Genomic DNA, 19519 nt, shown 5'->3' on the forward strand with positions numbered 1-19519 from the left:
TTTCACATTCACTCCTCACATCATTTTCGATAAATAGGAATTTTGCGTTTGTACGTAATTTTTTTCGCTTGCTCGACTTCTTCAAATCGAAAGAGCTCTTTTGGCTCCATAAATGTTTTGTATTTCACTTGCCAATAACGAATAATGTTCATATGTTCTTTGGTTTGAGAACCTAAGAGATAACCAAAAAATGTAGGTGCTGCTACACAAACAACAATAACTCGCGCAACTTTATTAGGAATAAAAGGGGTCATAGGAACAACTAAAAGAAGACTTAGGAGAAAGAAAACGAATATCACAATGATTTGAGTAACAGTCACAGAAAAGGGAAGCGAAATGCTTTCCCTTCCCCCTGCTAGCCCTCTCACGATATTTGGAATGGCAAAAATCTTGTTGGTACAATATCCTGTAACACGTCTCATGCATAGACCTCCTTAGCTTGAAAGACCGAAGAATTTTAGAAGCGAATCACCCAACGAAATAATGTTGCTTGGGCCATAGATAAATACACCAATAATTCCACCGAACACAACAACCATAAGAGCACCGCGATACTTTTTCATGACCAGTGAACCAATAATCGCAAACAGCACTACCCAGATGAAGACTGTTTGCAAAACACTCATTACATTTGTGTCACCTTGACTACTAACACCTTGCAAATTAATATCACCTAACATAAATGAATGTAAAAACGTTGTAAGCATATTAAATCCCTCCAAGATTTTTAATTAATTTCATAAGAAACAGGCTTCATCGTTAAAATTTCAAACTTATCTTGACCATCCTGTTGAAGAGAAAACTCATAGTTGTGGTTGCTTTGAATTCCTGTAACAGGTTGTTCTAATTTGACTGAACATCTGACAATATACTGACCTTTATTCGATTTCTTTTCATAAACAGATACATCACCCATTGAGACATAATTCATTAATCCATTTAGTGATTGGGCTTTCGCTGAGTCCTTAAAGAAAAACTTTGTTTCATCACTTCGATCTTTTCCTGTATAGGTTTTAAAGAAGGATTCTAAGAAGCTTCGAACCTCATTATTAACGGCAGCATTCGTATTTTTATTCTCTTCGTTTTCTGAAACAGTCACTTGCTGATTCGGTTTTGGCATATAGGGTTGCGGTAGATCAATGACGCTATAACCGTTTTTATCTTCATAGACGCGTACCAAATAATAGAGAGTCGCTTGTTTCTCTTCATTCTTTTTCTCCACTTTTTCTTTTCCATCTTTATCTTTTGATTTCTTCTCCACTTCTTTCATGGAGGTTACATGAACTTTGATAGATACATCTGAAATATGGTCATCCTTTTGTTTAATCGAAACCACGTCGCTACTGTCATAACGCTGACTACCAGGGATATGGGCATAATCAATTCCAGCGCCTTTATCTAGACCGGTTGCTAGAAAGCTCTGTAAAGCTTCTTCACGTTCCTTTTGTTTGTCCTCTCCTGGTTCGATGCTTGTGTAATGACGCATAAATTGAGTAGTAAAGTATTCAACAGACGAAATATTTTGAGTATTTTGATTATTTTTAGGGCTATTATCTTGTTGTTGAGCTGACACTTGATCTTCTAAGTCACTAAGAACAAGATTATGTCGAAAGGCACTAAAGACACCTAACGCTACAATTACGATACTTCCAATCATGATGACTCTTCCAATCGTTGTAGCCGTAGAACGTTTCATACTCGCTCGCTTGATGATAACTTGATCTTTCTCTTTTTGTTTTTCATCTTTCTTTAGCAAGTTCGGCATATACTTTTTTGAAGTACTGACCTTGTCTTTCACCTTCTCCTTTATCCCCTCTGACGATTCGTTAGGAGTAGGCTTCTTTTTTTTCTGCCATTTTCTCATTGTCATTCCTCCTTACTTTTTACCAAAAAACAAGAAGACTACAACTGCTATAAGAATAATTGTTCCTGTAACCCCGTAACTTGCAACGCTTTGGTTATAGAAAACCAAAAATTGATCTTTTCCGGTTTCCCAAAGTACGTTTGCTTCTGGGAATGTCCGTAGGATAAAACTTCCTACGAGACAAATTCCAGCGATATAAAGAAGGGTTTTGAATAAACTGCGAACCACTAGCTAGTCCCTCCTTACAATCCTCTTTTTACATCTGACGATTCACTTAATACGTAATGATAAATGTCCCCAAATGCATCTTTTTTTGTTTCTTCAAGATTAGCTGCTAAAACAGGAATTTTAATATGTGACCGTTCTTGCCCTGGAATACTTAAAATGTCGCGTATCGTCTTTTTCGTATTGGTTTCATTCCCTGCGATAAATAAAACCCGCCAATCCAACACAGGTTCTTCAAAACCGACATGAATATCATATTTTTCCAATGTTTCTTTTCCTCGTTTCAAAAAGGCATTGTAACGAATGATTTTTTGAAGCGTGTTTTGTCGCTTAGCTACACTACGTTCTAACTCAATAAACAAGCCAATATTTTGCTCGCTATCTGCTTCGCCCACAACGAGCACCCCGTCCGGTTTGATGACCTCTGATTTGCTCTTTCCATATTGGAACGTTCCTCTTGCTTCTGGAATCCATTCTTTAACCGCAAGCCCTAGTTCTTCTGCTTGTTTGGTATAAGATAAAACCAAACGATTTAACATCAATTGGTGTTGGTACCAGGCGGGCACATCCGTTGTCCATTTCTTTTGCCATTTTGAAAAGCCCTGCAATTCTTCTACAATTTCTACACCAAAAGCATCCAGCGTATATAAATTACCCGGCTTTTCATAACCTCGCATTGGAACGGTAAAACTCTTAATATACTTAGACTCTTCTAGCAGACGCAAACGATTCATCGCATATTTACGATCAGCGTAATTCGTTAAAATATGTTCAACAATGAAATTAGAGTCAATGTAAATAAAGTCATGTAGTTTGATCAATAGGTCTGTATCCTGTTCATTCAGCGTGATATATTTTTTCATTCTGTTTCGCCTCTCCCTTGTCTATAAGAGGAACGTTATTTTCGTGAGTGTGTAAAAAGTCTTCTCTTTTTCACATAAAACGTTTACTTTTCCTCTTTTCCTTCCGTCTCTATTCATTCTTTTCTGAAGGTTTTTTCTTTCGTAATGATACAATAGGTTGCGGTTCTTTTGGTACCTCTTCTATTTTTTTCTTTAAAGTGACAGCAGGTTCAATCGATTTAGGCTCTATTTCTTGAACCTGTTCTTTGACATCTGAAACAGGTTCAACAGAAGTTGCCGGTTCCTTCATCGCTTGCTCTTCTGCTTTTATAGACTTCTCCCATGAAAGCTTAACCATCGGTTTAAACGGCTGTTTTTGTGTAGGTTTTTCTGATTTCACTGGCGCTGTATCTTCTACGCGTTTTTTTCTTGAAAGCTTGATAGCCGGCTGAATTGGTTCTAGCTTCACTCCTACTTCTATCTCTTTCGTAACATCCGGTTCAGCTTCAACTACCTTCTCAGAAGCTACATTCTTAGTATCTATACGCTGTTTCTTTTGCAAGGAAATAGGTGTTTCCGGTTGAGCTTGTAAAGGAGCTCTTGGCTTTTTCTCTTTCTTTATTGGTTGTTTTTTAGGCACATATTCTTCACCTTGTAAATAAGCACGGATCATTACATCAACTTCTGATTTGTGATAACCGTTTTTGGAAGCCAATTCTTTTACTTTTTGTGCGGTCCAGGCATTGGCTTTTGCTTCTTCTACTTCGTTTTTAAACGTAGCTTTTTGTCCATTCGGCATATAACGGTCTAGTGGCGGTAATTTCACGACACATTGAACGATTTCGTTCGAACCATTGATTTGGTCTTGGGTCCGAATGACGGTGACTAAATCAGGCAAGCTAGTAAAATAGGATTCAGAAAAAAGAGGTTGATCTTTTTTCGAACCTGGCACACTAAACATTTTACTGGCTGCTGCCGCACCTTCTGGCCCCTGCCGACACACAAAGAAGTTACCTTGAACTTCTTTTAACGCATCTTTCAGTTCTTGGTCTAATTGATGCATGGATTGTGTCCCAATACCTAGTGACAACCCTTTTTGACGTTGCTCTGCAATAATTCGAGGAAGAATGGTCATTTTCTCTAATCGTGCGGCTTCATCAAAAACAAATTGGTGCATGAGAGGTGTTCCACCTCTTGTATCAGCCACGCGGTAATACAAATACGTGAGAAACCCGCCAATCAATCCAGCTTCGTCTTCATCTAATCCACTAAAATCATAAAAAATGATGTGGCCTTGATCCATCCAATCCAAAATAGGAAGGGTAAATTCTTTTTGACCAAACATCCTGCGCAACAATGGATTCGCGGTAAACGTATCTAAGCGATTAAATAAAGCAATACGACTAGCGTCAATTAAGTCTTCTGCTTCATTTCTCCAAAAATCTAATACGTCATAAGCTTCTGGGTTATCCTCTAAACGATTCAAAATCCGTTGTCGGAATGTAAAATCATTAACTAATGGTTTTACACCTAAAATGGTGTGTTGCTCTCCTGTGTCCAATACAAGCGTTTTGATGCAATTCACCAGAAGGCGTTCGGTCTGTTTGGCCACTTGGAAGTTTTCGCCGATAATCCGCATAATAATTTGCGTTACTCTTTCAGGGGATTCATTCGGAAAACGATGCAATAAATTTAAAGCCGGTGGATAATCCGTGTCTTTAAAAGAGATCCAATGTACTTTATTCCAGTTAATCTCTGCCCCGTCGTGTTCAGCTTTCAACATTTGATTTAATAAAATCATGGCGGTATTTCTTGCTGGATCAACAAATGAGAAGCCAGGAGACTTTTTACCTTCGATTCCATGTTTGATGAATGAATTAACATAACTCATAAGCACATTATTTAATAACGTTGATTTCCCCGAACCTGTCACACCAAGTAATGACCAGTGTTTTTGCAGAACACTCATTAGAATTCGTACAGTGCGATTTTTAACAAATTGATGATGCTGCACACCAAAATCGACTGAACCTTCTTCATTACTTAAAACAGGATCTGGAAGTAATTCTTCACCCCTTTTGGAGTGTGGTATTTCTTTTGCAAGTTTCTGCATAATGTTTCGTTCATCAAAGTGCGGTAAATGAAGAAGGTTTGCAAGTTCGCTTCCCGTCCAAGTCATGTTGTAAGGTGTCCCCGTCGGATACCATTGCACAGCCTTTTTCCATTTCTTATATTTCAGTTCATTCACATTGTTTAAAACGGAATGAATGGCATTTGCAATACTTTTGACAACGGGTACACCTGGATAATATTCAGAAGCAATTGACACGGTACAATCGAAAGCGACTTCGTTTCCAGAATAACGATGTTTCAAGCTCGCTAACTCTTCCTTATCAAATGCTGAATGATCTTTAAAAGGTTTATCCCCTTTCAAGTCCTCTTCCAGCTTCTGAATGGCTTTTCGAAGCTTCCAGCCATCGTTGGGCGTGAATCCCACTTGCAACCACGTATCAGCTTTCATATGAGAAATGATTCCGGGCAGTTGATCTGACTTGTAGCGTGAAAGTGGCAATGACTTTTTCAAGTTATTGCTTTTTAATTTCAAACGCCCTGCCACTGCTTTTTTACTTGGAAACTCTAAGTTATCCGCAGGGAAAAACGTTAAATTCGGATAGACACTATGAAAGTTAGACTTAATCGCTTCTAATTGATTCTTTTCAGCTCCGATATAAAAACGATATTGTGCCCCTGCTTCATCATCAATGGTGTAATGAATAACAAACGAAAAACGTTCCCTTCCAAGAAACAGTCTTTCTATCCATCTTCGTTTTGTGCCGTGAATCCTTCGCATTAACTGACTAAGCATTTCTTTTGAAACACCATCATCCGTATGTGGCAATAGTTGAACATAATCAAAATGTCGTTGAATCCGAAAGATGGCACATATCCATCGAATCAAAAGAAATAGAAGCAGCAATGCAACTAGAATTTGAATGATATGAATGCAAATGGTCAGCCAATGCTGAATCGTTTCTGGACTGTATGGTAAAAGAGACAAAAGCCAGTCTTTTTTCCAAACACCCATTCCGGCCAAACCAAGAAGTACAACAGCTATCCCCTGCCGTGGATTTTCAATCATTTGGTCGAGAATATCGTCAAATATAGTTGCTTGTTTTTTTGACGGTTTTTCTTGCAAGTGGTTTCCCCTCCTTGTTGAGAGAGAGGAAGGAAAAGAGCTATGAAATTTTCGAAGAGCGAGGTTCTTTGGCTGTTGGGTTCTAGGATGTTTTGAAGTTGGTTTCTGAGATGTAAGGAAGAACGTTTTTTGAATTTGTTTGTATAGGTTCGTAGGGTGTCAGCATGTGTAAGGCCATGTTGATTGGACGCTTGGTGCGCCCCCCGCCGATACGAATAAAATATACAAACGAAAAAAACAGGAGTAATAGAGAGCTTCTCCTATCGGTACATGATTACTAACGTAATCAATGTTACCTCTAGGAAAATATCTTGAAAAATTTAGGTTATTTATGACCTAATTCCATTATATGCCTCACACCTTAGAGCTTCAAGGGATTTTCAGCAAAACTGACCTAATACCTAGTATAAGTTTTACTACATAGACCTTTAAGGTCACATTTTTTAGAAAATCCTTATTGTATCTTCATATCAACATTACTATCAACCTATTAATTATGTATTATTAAACCTATTATTATATATTCGATAATGTATAGATAATAGTATTCGTTAATATATCATCTAAGCCTTTAATAGAATTTTAATCAATTCAAGATAATCATTGCCTTTATTTCGTTCTTTGTATACACTATCTTTGATTATTCTGTAAGGGGAATAGTTAACTTCGTGAGTGGAATCAAGAAGAGATTTTATATCTTTTCTTGATTCTTTTTTTACAGAAATTAATCATCCCTTTTCATGAAAAGTTTGAACTGGTTTAAGCTTGAATTAAGCTCAAAAGCAGAATGATTGTGATAGTGTTTGCGTCTTTGACGTGCGGATTGCTCACGTTCAATTTCAACTAATTTAGCCTCCACTAACTCTCGATCTACTACCCTAGAAGCCTTCAATTCGTCCTCTAATTCCATGCCCATATGTGATAATGTAATTTCACCTAAACCCTCAATTTCTTCAACAAACTGTGTAAGCTGATCAGAACGATAATTTGCAAATAAACCCTTCATCGTGCCGAAAAGATACTTTAAGAAAGGTTCGTCACCCTGGAAGTCTCCTGCAACCATAGAACCTTTTTTCTCAACAGTTACTGCGACAGCATCCACGGCTAAGCGTATATAGTCGTCAGTAGCTGCAATAGAATGATAGGCAATACCAAACGCCTTGAAAGCGAGTTGAATCTTGCCCCACGCACGGAAGATAAAACGCCCATCTACAAAACTACGGTTATAAAGAGCACTAACGAACGCACTAGGCACATTCCCAGGGATAGGAGCATGCTTAGAAAGCGTAGAAGACGTAGGTAAAATAACAGGTGTTAAACTTTCTTTTGGAAGAGATAGGCTAGAACCTGTAGAGAGAGGTAGAGCCGGCCCACCCACCACCGTATCTTTAATTGTATTTGAATTGAACCCATTATTTTTAGGAGCAGCGTCTTGCTCTTTTTTGGATGCTTCAGATTGCGTTCTACGGGCTTTTACTTCATCAATGATACATAACTCTGTTGAAGCCCCTCTTCCTTTACCAGAGACCTTTTTCGAAAGGATTTCTTGCTCTTCTAATCTAGCAACTACTTTTTTGAACGTGGCATAAGGGATTTTCTTTTCAGCATCCACACTTGACGTGATTTGCTCAGCAAGATCGCGCTGTGAGCCAGAGACTTGTCCCCCTTGAGCACGGATAAATGCTAAGACATCCCCTTCCCACTCTTCAATATGGCTGTATGTACGTTCTTCACGTGGTTTTGCTTCTTCCCAAATGACATAGCTAAATAGCATGCCCGATAACTCGCGAATTTTTTTTGCAGATGGAGCATGAAAACGGCCATTATAAGCACTCTTAACTTTACGTTTAACCTCAATTTGGCGCATTTGAGGCGTATTTTTTTGATTCCAGTTATGTAAGTATGTTTCTGCTGTTTTTTCATCGTATCCAGCTGCCTTGTAAGCAAGCGCAAGCGTGTAGCAAGCCGTATCACGTTGACCTTTATTTACACCTTCTAGGATCTTTTGAACAGCAGAATGTTTTAAAAGAGATTCATAGCCTTTGCAGAATCCTTTTTTGTATGTATGTACGTCTTGTTGATCTTGTTCTTGTACTAGTTGGAACCACTCGCATAGTTCGTCAAACGATACACGTTCTTGTGAATGAAAGACTGTATTTTCATCTGTTGGTAAACGGAATAAACGCTCAGGACCCACAGCATGTACATCTCCATGAATCATTTTAGCCATACATGTTTGAATACGACTATAATGTGCATTTAGCTTATCTGAAGCCCGTTTTGGCTTCTCTAAAAACCAATGGATATGAAATCCTTTAGATGGTGTCTGAACGATTAAAGAAGGCATTGGAAGCCCTGCTTGTGTAATGGACTCTTGCACATCTGGAAGAGTCATCCCTTCGTTCGCCCCATTTTTTGCATCAATATCAATCGACATCGCATTGATCCAACGTAGCGTACTTAAACGGCGTAGATCATTGCGATAAAACGTATTTGGCGTAAAGTATGTATAGTCTTTGCTGACATTAAATAACGAACCATATGTACGAACAGCTTTTGTTGTCTCTTTCGTAAAGTCTTTTGTTACAAATACCCAGCCTAAACGGCTGCTATAACCGGTTTGTTGCTTCTCAGTTTGTTTTTTCTTTTTATCAGTTAATTGGCTTCTATATATATCCATAGCGACACTTACTAAACTCAATGGTCTTCCTCCTTTTAAGAATTATTGTTTAAAAGAAACAAAAAAGGCTGTTTGCAAGCTCCATGCCTGCAAACAGCCTTGTATTCTTGAAAGAATGCCAAAAGTTTAGTTATTTTCCAAAGATTTATACGACAAAAAACAAAGGAAATGCGTAAATAATTTGTCTACATTTCTATTATTTTGGTAGAAATTATTACAATAATATCGTATAAAAAACCTTGTCAAATAAGTTTAATACTGTTATTATGTGTGTATAACAGTATAAACAAATGTCTTCTTAGGCATTTACTTTCAAGCCACAAACTTTGGTCGGGGCGGGGCTTGATTTTTTAAAAAAGAATGTGTTTCCAGCACGTTCTTTTTTTTTGAACGTTATCTAATATTATTTTTTATAATTAAGTACTACGAAAAATCAGCAATCTTTTCTATTGGTTTTTCTTTCTCTCAATATACCTCTTTTTAGATATTTCGTCCACCCTGCTTTTTTTATAAAAACAGTAATATTTTAATTAGTTACTATATACCGGTATTTTACCGGTATATATTCTATTCTGTCAATATTAATATTGAATATTTTACCACAAAAATTGTTATATACTATGAGAAAACTACTCCAAACATTGACTCTACAAGGTAAGAACAGTAAAATACCGGTAAAAGAAACTTATTTATTTTATTTTAAACTATAAATACCAAGTTCACCAACTAAAGTAATTATTAAATGTTATTTGTTTATACCAATGGAGGAATAATAACAATGCCTAGCTTTGATAAAAACAAGAAAGAAAGAATTGAATTATTTCTGGATAAAGAAAAAGATGCTGATGTGATTGAGTTTTTAAACAAAACTGCCACAACAAGAGCTGGACTTATAAGACATATTCTTCACGAATATGTTATTAATTCAAAAAAAGGCACATCTATTTATCAATCTAACGATTAGTTTAAAACCATTAAGAGAGATGAAAATAGGATATGGAATTAAATAAACAGAGACTTTCAAACTCATTTTTTAAAAGCAGATTGAAAGATCTGTTTTTTGTTTATTTAGAGACGATATAATATGAATAATTAAATTTATTATTTACTTTACTCAATACAAAATCCAACTAAAATTTTATATCAGTTAGATAAACACGCCTTTAGTTAAACTTAAGTCAAACTAATTCCTTTTCTTTCTTGAAAACTATTATTCCAAAGTCAATAAGTTAACCTTTAGTTGATCTTATACATTCGAAATTGTTTATATCAACCTTGTTGGAACGTGATATTCTCACATTATACTTCTGTTCTAGCTATATAAGAACAGCGGAACGGGGATCGTTCCATATTAAAATTCTAGCTTTTTGAAGATTTAATATATAATTAGGGTTCACTTCTATAGGAACGCCTTTTTCTTTTGTATTTTACGTTACATCTAATGGATGGAACGGAGGAACGGAAATCGTTCCCTCCTTAAAAAAATTGTTTTTACATATTTAAATACTTATCTTTTATAAAAAATAAGGTTCTGGTTCAAAAGGTATTTCATAGCAACACAGAGCCTACATATTCTATTCTGGATTATGATGCAATTCCAAACAAGCTATGTACAAATTTAACTTTATTTTGGGCAGACTTCACTTGACGGTAAAGTTGTCCTTTTTTAATCATATTAACAGTTTCAACACCCTTCAATATAGAAATAGCTGTTTTACATAACTTAAATCCCAACATAGTACACACACATTTCTTAATAAAATGGCGATTTTGCTCGACTATATTATTGAGATATTTAACTTGCTTTAGTTGTGTCTTTAGGCATCTTTTCCTCTTCTTTTAACTCTTGAATCGCTATAGGGGATGCAAGATTCTTATCTTCTGTTACGACACGAGGTTTAGAGAGATAGGAAAAAGCCAAGGCTTTCTTAAAAAGCGTTTGGTCGCTTGTTTATCTCGTGATGCACTTAGATAAAAAACGATAGTACGCCCTTCTGAATCGAATGTACGATATAAATGCATTCATTGCCCGTTTACTTTAATATAGGTTTCATCGACTCTCTATGAATTATTTGTTGACTTAAGACAACGTCGTACTCTTCCTTCTAATTAAGGTCCCTATTGGTGAACCCAACGTATAATGGTTGTCTGAGCAATTGATAACCCTCTCTCTTCCATCATTTTCACTAAATCGCGCAAACTGAGGTTGACCGTAGGTACCATCTTACCGTTAATAAGATAACATCAGGCCGACAATGTTTCCCTTTAAATAAACTTTCCTTTTCCATAACGATCACGCATCGTTTTTAAAATTATTAGTATATCCAAGATTTAGAGATTTATTGCAATTGTTTTGAAGTTTTTGCATCAGAATCAAAAATAATATATGAACAGAACGTTTAAAAACATAAAAAGTATTTTGATAAAGGCTATATTCTTTTAGCAAAGACTTAAAGAAACCTAATTATGAATTGCAGAACAGTGGAACGGGAATCGTTCCACATTAAAACTCCAGCTTCGCAAAGATTTGATATATAGTTAGGGTTTATTTCTAAAGGAACGCTTTTTTCTCTTGTATTTCATGTTACATCTAACGACTGGAACGATGGAACGAGTATCGCTCTTTCTTTAAAGACATTGTTTTTACATATTTAAATACTTATCTTTTATAAAAAATAATATATGAAGAGAACGCTTAAAGAACATGAAATGTATTTTGACAAAAGCTATATTTTTTAGCAAAAAAGAAAGGAACCTAATTATGAATTGTAGAACAGCGGAACAGGAATCGTTCCTTACAAGAAGGATATAGATTTAATACTATAAAAGATACACAATATAGTAAATTATTTAATTTGGACCATCTTAATATGACTTTTAAATTTCAAATTCCTTCACAATCTCCTCTTACAGATGGTTTATCCATGCTAAGAAACTGAATTTATGATAAAAATAGAATTTTCAAGCATACATCTTCTATTTAAAATATAGAATACCTTCTAGATTAGAAGAAACACGAGAGATTGACATTAGTTAATATAATTAAAAGAGTTAGCGAAATTACATAAAATGATTTATCAAAATGTATTTTTAATATAAAATTTAATTTATAATATAAGGGATATAGTCGACTTAACTGCATTGTAAGCCTTTGTTATTAATTAACATGTCAACAGAACAGTGGAACGGGAATCGTTCCATATTAAAATTCTAGTTTTTCAGAGATTTGATATATAGTTAGGGTTAACTTCTATAGGAACGCCTTTTTCTCTTGTATTTTATACAACACCTAATGAATGGAACGCTAGAACGGGGATCGTTCTTACTTTCAAAACAATGTTTTTACATATTTAAATACTCACCGTTTATAAAAAATAATATATGAACAGAACGTTTAAAGAACATAAAAAGTATTTTTAACAAAGGTTATATTCTTTTAGTAGAGAAGGAGATGACACTAATAATGAATGAAGAACAGTGGAACGGGATTAGTGACAAAATACCCAAAGCATATTGGACAAGGGAAGTGGCTGAGTCATTAGGGATTAGTGACAGTTACTTAAGAAAATGGTGTCTAGAATTAGAAAAAAACGGATACCAATTTCTTAAAGTTAAAGACGGGAAAAACCGTGATAACCGTGCGTTTACGGAACATGATGTAATTGCGCTGCGTAAATTTCAATCTCTTTTAAGTCAACCAAACATTACAAAAGCTCAAGTAGCAGAAATTATTTCGAATGATTATGCTCCTATGGATAGAAACACTAAAGAACTATCTTCTTATTTACGTGATAATGACCGCGATAAAGCACAAAAAGAGGTCCATAACCTTATTCTCAAAGATGTAATTCATGAACTAAGACACGAGCTCGACGGTATGGAGAGTCGAATAATTACGGATTTAGGGGAACGGATAGAGGAACGATTAAAAGAAAAAATAGAAGAACGGATAGAAAATTTTCTGGCAAAACACTTACTTCAACAAGAGGAACGGATAGAGGAACGGGTAAAAAGCTTAATGACCGATTACTTGGAACGTCAGGAAATAAATATGAAAAATACAGTCAATCAAATACAGAATTTACAGTTGCAAAATAATTCGTCTAAAGAAAATGATGAAAAAGTACTTTCCGAGCTCAAAAACTCTTATTTAGAACAACAAAAACAAAATGAAGCTCGTGAAAAAGAACTTCAAAAAGAATTGGTTGAAAGAGAAGAACAATTAAAAGAAGTGCTCAAAGAACTTAAGGTTATCAAGGACCAAATAGCAGTCACAAGCGAAAAAAAGAGCTTTATTTCAAGGTTGTTTGGTAAGTAATAGTGAATGTTTATCATTAATTAAAAGAAACTCAGTCAGAGAGGGCTGAGTTTCTTTTAATTATACGGTATTTACACCACTTTCTACTACAGCATGTTCCCAGCTAGGAAAAAAATAAAGTGCATTTTTCATTAGTTTTGAATGCGTTTGCTTCACTTGCTTCTTTTTTAAGGATTGTCCATTTGTTTCTAAGTACTGGATTTGGGCTTTGATTTCTTCGACCGTCATATCAGCTTGCATAAGATCACTCCCTTTATCAAGTTGACTCCAGTATTCCTTTTTTTAAATAAGTAAAACGTATGTTTCTAGAATGCGCTTATATTCACAAGTAATTCCAATAAATTCAGCTCCATTTCAAAGAATCTCATTCCTTATTTAAAAGATGTAAAATCATTTGCATATCATACAAATTTCGAAGAATAACTACAACAAAGACCGCCCATTAATTATTAGTCTATAAGGCGGTCTTAACTGTATTCATGCTATATGTTTATGACAAAAATATTGACAATATTTTTAAAGAGATTAAGAGAAGAACGCAATGGCTAAAATAGCAGCCACACAGCCTAGATAAATGTTTCCACTCCAATCTCTTTTATCTTTTTCATCAACGGAGTAGCTATTATACGAGCCAGAAATTGGCTCTATTTTTAATTTGCGTTTTGTCTCTTGTTCACTATCGAAGATCAAGTCTGATTCCTCCATTGTTTGAGAATTGTACGATAGGAAGCGTCCCTGTTCGTCTCTCAGACGTTGGCTCACATCGTAACAGCGACTCTTTTTCACTGTAGGAGGAACGTGAGGGTTGAATACTTGCTCCTGGTATTCGTCTGCTACCAGTTGGTGTTCTAAGTACTTTAGAAGCGCTTGAAGACGTTCCTTTTCCTTCCATGACATCATATATAATGCTCCCTTCTTCTTTTACATTCACGTCTTGCTCCAGCCATAAATAATGGGCAGAAGCGTCCCATGGTGGAGAGGGGGGAGTGACATCACTTCGTTTATAGTGACTCATAATTTCTAGAAATAACGGATTGTTGGCAGCTGTAAATAATGCACATCTGACAATTTGATTACGACTTAGGGATGTTTCCTGAAACCATTCATCAATATATGTACGATAGACGTCGCTACACCTTAAAGTGAGTCGATACACAGAATCCTCTCCTTATTAATATATTTATCTCGTAGATCCTTTTTATTTTGCTGTATGCGCTGTTTTTTTATTTAAAATGGTTTCTAGTACCTTCTTACCTTCTGATGTCAGGAAGACACCATTTTTTGAGTTTAATAATTGGATGGCTAATTCTTTATTCATATCGTTCACTCCTATTCTCATGTTATGACACTAGCGTGATGCCTTCGTGACATCTTACTTGATGATATGAAGGAGAGCTTGTACACTATTCCTCATCTTTCAGGAAGAATGGGTTTATTTTTCAGGATTATTGGACATCACTAGAAAATGAAGGAGAGTGAAAGAATGTTTGGACTTGGAAAAAGACGCACAAAGTTAGGTAAATGGCTGGATAGACGTGGGATATCTCAAGCATGGTTAAAGGATAAAACTGGATTAAATAAAAATACTATTGGAGATTTAACGAGTGATATAGATCGATCACCAACTCAAAAGACTATGAAGAAAATACTTAAAGCACTAAGGGAGATTGATCCTAATCTTAAAAGTGATGATTTTTGGGATATTTAAAAAACTCCTATTTACACAGGAGTCTTTTCTTACTCGTTATTCTAATGCAACACTTGTCATCAACCCTAAATAAGTACTTATAATAAAACAGATTGCTAAGAAGACAGCTAAAACAGGTGTTTTTTTCTTATAAAAACTGAGGAAAATCATAATAAGAAACAGAACTCCAAAAATAAAAGCAACTATTCCTTGGAATGATGATATTAGTTCTAAATTTACTGGCATTTTAATAGGGATGCCAAATAAATTAACTATCCAATTTGCTACTCCTTCAGATTTGACGGTCTGATCAATATCATGTGGTGGAGACAATGTACCTAATATTCCTGTAAAAAAGAAAACTATCAGTATACTTACACTTTCAGCTTTAATCCAGGGCTGAGGATTAAATGTAGGTATTTTTCTCATTTTTCTTACCAAAATTCCATTAATACAAGCAAAGGCAAGAAGGGGAATGATACTTATATGTTTGAGAAGTATCATTTGTCCATAAGGGAGTACCCAAGCATTTATATAATCCTTAATATCTATAACAAATAACATCACAATGACACCACTTATTAAAATAACGATCATACAACTAACTGCAAACGGCGTAAACCAACGTAAGAATCGATTCCAATTTGTAGAACCTTTACTGAACCATGAAACTTGTATTAAAATTCCTGCCCATAAGGTGACAGCTAAGAAATGCACTGTATGAGAAGTGAACCCTGTCCAAAAAGATAGGGAGGCTACATGACTAGCATATCCTATGCTTAATACCATTAAAAACAATAAAATCGCTTGTATGTATTTAGAGCTATCTAAATACATAGCTAACCATAAAAGGATGGAACACCAAACGATAGCAATCCATGCTTTACCTATTTCAAAAGTAAATAAAACGGAAAATAAAGTTTGAGCCACCCCAACACTTCCGCCAAAATAGGCGACTACTTGCAAAAGAGGACCAAAAGTGAAGAGAATAATTCCTAAAACACAGCATAATAAAAACCTTCTGGATATATATATACTAGGTTTCTTTTCAGGTGAAACAAATTGAAGGGCAACATGCCCTATTAAGATTGAAAAAAGTATATACGTTATCAGTTCAGTAAGAGGTACTAGTACGTTCAACGTTAATCACCTTTCTTCTGCAATATAATCTTCCTGTATAACCCTTTCATCATAACATCTAAGTCTTCTTGAATTTCACACTGATTTTCAACATTTTTATAAACACTTTCAAAGGATAGCCCAATATCTGTTCCGAGTAACTTAATGAGAGGTCGGAACATCTTTTTTCCCAAAGAAAGTTCCTTGTTAGTTGGTTCAAATTTATCAAAAATTAGGATCGTTCCTTTATCCTTGGTTACTCGAATCATTTCCTTTAATGATTTATTGGGGTTAGGAGCAACACTAAGTAGTAAGCTGGCCACAACAATATCAAATGAATTTGATTCAAAGCCTAGTTCCTGTGCGTCCATTTGTAAAAACTCAATCGAACTATTTTTGTATTTATCTTGTGCTTTTTGAAGCATTTCTTCTGAATAGTCAATAGCTTTCACTTGTAAGTCATCGCAGGGTATAAATGTTAAGTCTGCGCCTGTTCCAATTCCTACAAATAAAACACGTTGTTTTGGTTTAAATAAAATGTCTTGAAACACTTGTTTTCTAGCTTTATAAAATGTTCCATGGTTAAAAAAGACATCATAGAAGGGTGCCCAACATCTATAAATAAACTGATTCCAACGGTTATTCATTATAGCTCCTCCCTATAAAAAGAGCTTTCCAACTATTGATGGAAAGCCACTACGTGATGTTTACTCCTTCATTTTTAATAATCGAAGGCTATTTAAGATAACAAGTAAGGCAGCTCCTGTATCACTGAGTACAGCAATCCAAAGCGTTAACCAACCAGGGAAAATAAATACTAAAGCAATTACTTTGATAATAATCGAAAACCAGATGTTTTGTTTAATAACCTTCAATGCTTTTCGACTTAATTTCATGGTATGAGGTAGCTTTTCTAAGTTATCCGCCATTAATACAATATCTGCTGTCTCCATGGCTGTGTCTGTACCTGCACCACCCATTGCAATTCCAAGGTCTGCTGTCGCCAATGCAGGGGCATCATTAATGCCGTCTCCAACCATAGCTGTTTTATAACCTTCGCTTTGCAACTGCTTGATTGCTGTTACTTTATCTTCAGGTAAAAGGTCTGCAAAATAACGATTTACCCCTGATTGAGAGGCAATCATTTTTGCTGTACCTTCATTATCGCCTGTTAACATGACAATTTGTTTGATTCCATTTTGTTTAAGGCTATCTAAAGCTGATAATGTTGTTTTTCTGATGATATCAGCTACTCCTACAATTCCTAACACTTCTTCTTTTGTTCCCACAATAATAATGGTTTTCCCTTCAGTTTGAAGCTTTTCAATATGTGTTAAAGAATTAGATAATGGTGTTCCTATATCTGAGAATAACTTTGCATTCCCTGCATAATAGATAGTTCCATCAATTGTTGCTTGCACACCTTTACCTGTTATACTTTTAAAATTTGAACCTTCTAAATTAGTAATACCTTGATCATCAGCATAAGCAACAATCGCTCTTGCAATTGGATGATTTGAATACTCTTCTAACGTTTTAGTGACGGATAGAAGCTGTTCTTCCGTAGTATTATAAGGAATCACGTTTGAAACAGCTGGTTTACCTTTCGTAAGCGTACCAGTCTTATCAAAGGCAATTGCGTTTATAGCTCCTGCTTTTTCTAAGAATGTTCCTCCTTTTATAAGGACACCATTTTTAGCTGCATTACCAATAGCTGATACAATAGCTACTGGCGTAGAGATAACCAACGCACAAGGACATGCTACTACTAATAATTCAAGCCCTTTGTAGAACCAGTCACCCCATGATCCACCGAATAAAGGAGGGACCACCATCACTAATAAAGCTAGGATAAAGACAATAGGTGTATAAATCGTTGCAAATTTATCGACAAATGCTTGAGTTGGAGCTTTCTTTTCTTGAGCTTCTTCAACCAAGTGAATAATTTTAGAAATGGTCGTGTCTTCTACCAATTTTGTCACTTTGATTTCTAATGAGCCACTCTCATTAATTGTTCCAGCATAAACAGCATCGCCAATTTCTTTATCAACTGGAATCGATTCACCAGTAATAGGAGCCTGATTAATACTAGATTCTCCCTGTACTACTTCTCCGTCTAAAGGAATTCGATCTCCTGGTTTGACCACAATAATATTTCCTATAGATACTTCTTCTACGGCTTTTTTCAGCAATTGGTCTCCTTGTTTTACCCAAGCTTCAGGAGGAGCTAAATCCATTAAGTTTCGTATTGAATTCCTTGTTTGTTCGATGGACCTAGTTTGTAATGCTACTCCAAGGGCAAATAGCCATACGACTGTAGCACCTTCGAGCCATTCACCAATAATAGCAGCTCCAAGCGCTGCAACGGTCATTAATACATTCATATCTAATGAACGACTTTTAACAGCATAAAAAGCACTCTTAGCAGGCTTATATCCACTAATAACCATAGCTACTACATACAGGATATTATTAATAAAAGGAGAAATTCCTGTGTAGGAGCCAATGAAGCCCAACGCAATTAAGATACCTGAAAAAATAAGAGGACCATTTTTTCCTTTATTATGGTTTGTTTCTAAGGCTTTTCTATTTTTGGTTAGTAAAGTCGCGGTATATCCAGCTTTGGATACTTCTTTTACAATCTCTTCTACGTCATTTTCATGCTCAATCTGTGCCTTCCCTGTTGAAAAGTTGACACTGACTTCTTTAACACCAGGCACATTTCGTAGATGATTTTCAATGGTTTTAGCACAAGCACCACAGTCCATTCCTTCAACCAGATATGTTTTCATTCGTTTATTTTGATTGAGAGGTTCAATACTAAAACCTAGTTTCTCAACTTGGCTTTGGATAGGAGAGAAAGCAGATTTCTCATTAGCTACTACTTGTAGTTTTCCTGTACTATAATTTACTTTTACGTCTTGGATATCTTTTAAAGTTTTTAAACTTTTTTCAATCGTCACGGCACAAGCCGGGCAATCCATTCCAAACACTCGATATTCGCTTTTTTCTCCAGTTCCATCTGTAGCAAGTTCTTTCTCTTCAGAAGCAGAACTGTTACTGCTACAACAACTTGACTTAAGTTGTAGATTTTCTTCTTTAGTTAAGGCAACACTATCTGAACTGCAGCAACTATCATCTACGTTTACATCGTTTGATGAAGTCTTTGACGTATTGTTGCTACAACAGCTTGATTGTTGCTCTTTAGGAGCTTCTTCAACTACAGTAGAGTTACTTGAACTACAACAACTCGATTTCTTTTGTAGATTTTCTTCTTTGGTTAAAGTGGTCCCCTCTGAACTGCAGCAACTATCTACCTTTACTTCACTTGATGAAGCATTTGACGTATCGCTGCTACAGCAACTTGATTGTTGCTCTTTAGGAGCTTCTTCAACTACAGTAGAGCTACTTGAACTGCAACAACTCGATTTTTTCTGTTGATTCTCCTCTTTTATTAAAGGAATACTAGCTGAGCTACAGCAACTATCGCTTTTCACTTCATTTTCTAGCTTGCTTGAAGGATTGCTACTGCAACAACTTTTATTTGATTCATCTTGTTCATTTTTATGTGCCATTTCTTCCAACTCC

16 protein-coding genes and 1 pseudogene are annotated in these 19519 nt (G+C 35.6%); 3 read left to right on the forward strand and 14 right to left on the reverse strand.

The annotated features are described in order from the left end of the window. Positions 1-20 precede the first annotated feature (20 nt). From ACWATA_RS26405 to ACWATA_RS26435, 7 genes are all read right to left on the reverse strand, one after another. Positions 21-422, reverse strand: coding sequence for a hypothetical protein (locus ACWATA_RS26405; protein WP_057275146.1), 402 nt, complete (start codon positions 420-422; stop codon positions 21-23). Between the two features lie 12 nt (positions 423-434). Then, entirely contained in the window at positions 435-707 is a 273-nt protein-coding gene (locus ACWATA_RS26410) for a hypothetical protein (RefSeq protein ID WP_473050438.1), read from the reverse strand. Between the two features lie 20 nt (positions 708-727). Then, entirely contained in the window at positions 728-1864 is a 1137-nt protein-coding gene (locus ACWATA_RS26415) for a conjugal transfer protein (protein ID WP_473050440.1), read from the reverse strand. A gap of 12 nt (positions 1865-1876) precedes the next feature. Then, positions 1877-2092, reverse strand: a complete 216-nt coding sequence (locus tag ACWATA_RS26420) for a hypothetical protein (RefSeq protein ID WP_473050441.1) — start codon at positions 2090-2092, stop codon at positions 1877-1879. Positions 2093-2106: 14 nt separating this feature from the next. Then, a complete protein-coding gene (locus tag ACWATA_RS26425) occupies positions 2107-2952 on the reverse strand; it encodes a replication-relaxation family protein (RefSeq protein WP_097825408.1) in 846 nt (281 codons plus the stop codon). A gap of 109 nt (positions 2953-3061) precedes the next feature. Next, positions 3062-6127, reverse strand: coding sequence for a TraM recognition domain-containing protein (locus ACWATA_RS26430; protein WP_473050442.1), 3066 nt, complete (start codon positions 6125-6127; stop codon positions 3062-3064). Between the two features lie 724 nt (positions 6128-6851). After that, positions 6852-8828, reverse strand: coding sequence for a primase C-terminal domain-containing protein (locus ACWATA_RS26435; protein WP_473050443.1), 1977 nt, complete (start codon positions 8826-8828; stop codon positions 6852-6854). Between the two features lie 757 nt (positions 8829-9585). On the opposite strand from ACWATA_RS26435, the gene ACWATA_RS26440 reads away from it, so the two are divergent. Further along, complete coding sequence (locus ACWATA_RS26440; protein WP_274158129.1) at positions 9586-9771, forward strand: hypothetical protein; 186 nt, start codon at positions 9586-9588, stop codon at positions 9769-9771. A gap of 620 nt (positions 9772-10391) precedes the next feature. Here ACWATA_RS26440 and ACWATA_RS26445 read toward each other — a convergent pair. Next, positions 10392-10829: pseudogene (locus tag ACWATA_RS26445) on the reverse strand (DDE-type integrase/transposase/recombinase). A gap of 1441 nt (positions 10830-12270) precedes the next feature. On the opposite strand from ACWATA_RS26445, the gene ACWATA_RS26450 reads away from it, so the two are divergent. Beyond that, positions 12271-13125, forward strand: coding sequence for a MerR family transcriptional regulator (locus tag ACWATA_RS26450; RefSeq protein WP_473050444.1), 855 nt, complete (start codon positions 12271-12273; stop codon positions 13123-13125). 60 nt (positions 13126-13185) lie between these two features. On the opposite strand, the gene ACWATA_RS26455 is transcribed toward ACWATA_RS26450, so the two are convergent. The 3 genes from ACWATA_RS26455 to ACWATA_RS26465 form a co-directional block, all read right to left on the reverse strand. Further along, a complete protein-coding gene (locus ACWATA_RS26455) occupies positions 13186-13365 on the reverse strand; it encodes a hypothetical protein (RefSeq protein ID WP_473050445.1) in 180 nt (59 codons plus the stop codon). Positions 13366-13650: 285 nt separating this feature from the next. Further along, complete coding sequence (locus ACWATA_RS26460; protein ID WP_221815894.1) at positions 13651-13815, reverse strand: hypothetical protein; 165 nt, start codon at positions 13813-13815, stop codon at positions 13651-13653. Further along, positions 13802-14281 carry a hypothetical protein gene (locus ACWATA_RS26465; RefSeq protein ID WP_473050446.1) on the reverse strand — a complete coding sequence of 160 codons (480 nt, stop codon included), beginning with the start codon at positions 14279-14281 and terminating at the stop codon, positions 13802-13804. The genes ACWATA_RS26460 and ACWATA_RS26465 overlap by 14 nt, the downstream gene beginning before the upstream one ends. Before the next feature lie 327 nt (positions 14282-14608). Between ACWATA_RS26465 and ACWATA_RS26470 the strand changes: the two genes are divergently transcribed. Further along, positions 14609-14833 carry a helix-turn-helix domain-containing protein gene (locus tag ACWATA_RS26470; protein ID WP_043977036.1) on the forward strand — a complete coding sequence of 75 codons (225 nt, stop codon included), beginning with the start codon at positions 14609-14611 and terminating at the stop codon, positions 14831-14833. Positions 14834-14869: 36 nt separating this feature from the next. Here the strand turns inward: ACWATA_RS26470 and ACWATA_RS26475 are convergent, their stop codons facing one another. Genes ACWATA_RS26475 through ACWATA_RS26485 form a run of 3 tightly spaced genes read right to left on the reverse strand, consistent with a single transcriptional unit; the run spans position 14870 to position 19506 of the window. Next, positions 14870-15952, reverse strand: a complete 1083-nt coding sequence (locus tag ACWATA_RS26475; RefSeq protein WP_473050447.1) for a copper resistance D family protein — start codon at positions 15950-15952, stop codon at positions 14870-14872. Positions 15953-15954: 2 nt separating this feature from the next. Beyond that, entirely contained in the window at positions 15955-16578 is a 624-nt protein-coding gene (locus ACWATA_RS26480) for a class I SAM-dependent methyltransferase (RefSeq protein WP_473050448.1), read from the reverse strand. A gap of 60 nt (positions 16579-16638) precedes the next feature. After that, positions 16639-19506: a heavy metal translocating P-type ATPase gene (locus tag ACWATA_RS26485; RefSeq protein ID WP_473050449.1), complete on the reverse strand. Its 2868-nt coding sequence runs from the start codon at positions 19504-19506 to the stop codon at positions 16639-16641. Positions 19507-19519 lie beyond the last annotated feature (13 nt).

The sequence above is a fragment of the Priestia sp. USM5 genome (assembly GCF_058323215.1).

Bases quoted from the DNA above. Each gene is read 5' to 3' on its own strand.
- ACWATA_RS26405 (WP_057275146.1), bottom strand. From the start codon at position 422: ATGAGACGTGTTACAGGATATTGTACCAACAAGATTTTTGCCATTCCA.
- ACWATA_RS26410 (WP_473050438.1), bottom strand. From the start codon at position 707: ATGCTTACAACGTTTTTACATTCATTTATGTTAGGTGATATTAATTTG.
- ACWATA_RS26415 (WP_473050440.1), bottom strand. From the start codon at position 1,864: ATGAGAAAATGGCAGAAAAAAAAGAAGCCTACTCCTAACGAATCGTCA.
- ACWATA_RS26425 (WP_097825408.1), bottom strand. From the start codon at position 2,952: ATGAAAAAATATATCACGCTGAATGAACAGGATACAGACCTATTGATC.
- ACWATA_RS26440 (WP_274158129.1), top strand. From the start codon at position 9,586: ATGCCTAGCTTTGATAAAAACAAGAAAGAAAGAATTGAATTATTTCTG.
- ACWATA_RS26450 (WP_473050444.1), top strand. From the start codon at position 12,271: ATGAATGAAGAACAGTGGAACGGGATTAGTGACAAAATACCCAAAGCA.
- ACWATA_RS26455 (WP_473050445.1), bottom strand. From the start codon at position 13,365: ATGCAAGCTGATATGACGGTCGAAGAAATCAAAGCCCAAATCCAGTAC.
- ACWATA_RS26470 (WP_043977036.1), top strand. From the start codon at position 14,609: ATGTTTGGACTTGGAAAAAGACGCACAAAGTTAGGTAAATGGCTGGAT.
- ACWATA_RS26480 (WP_473050448.1), bottom strand. From the start codon at position 16,578: ATGAATAACCGTTGGAATCAGTTTATTTATAGATGTTGGGCACCCTTC.
- ACWATA_RS26485 (WP_473050449.1), bottom strand. From the start codon at position 19,506: ATGGCACATAAAAATGAACAAGATGAATCAAATAAAAGTTGTTGCAGT.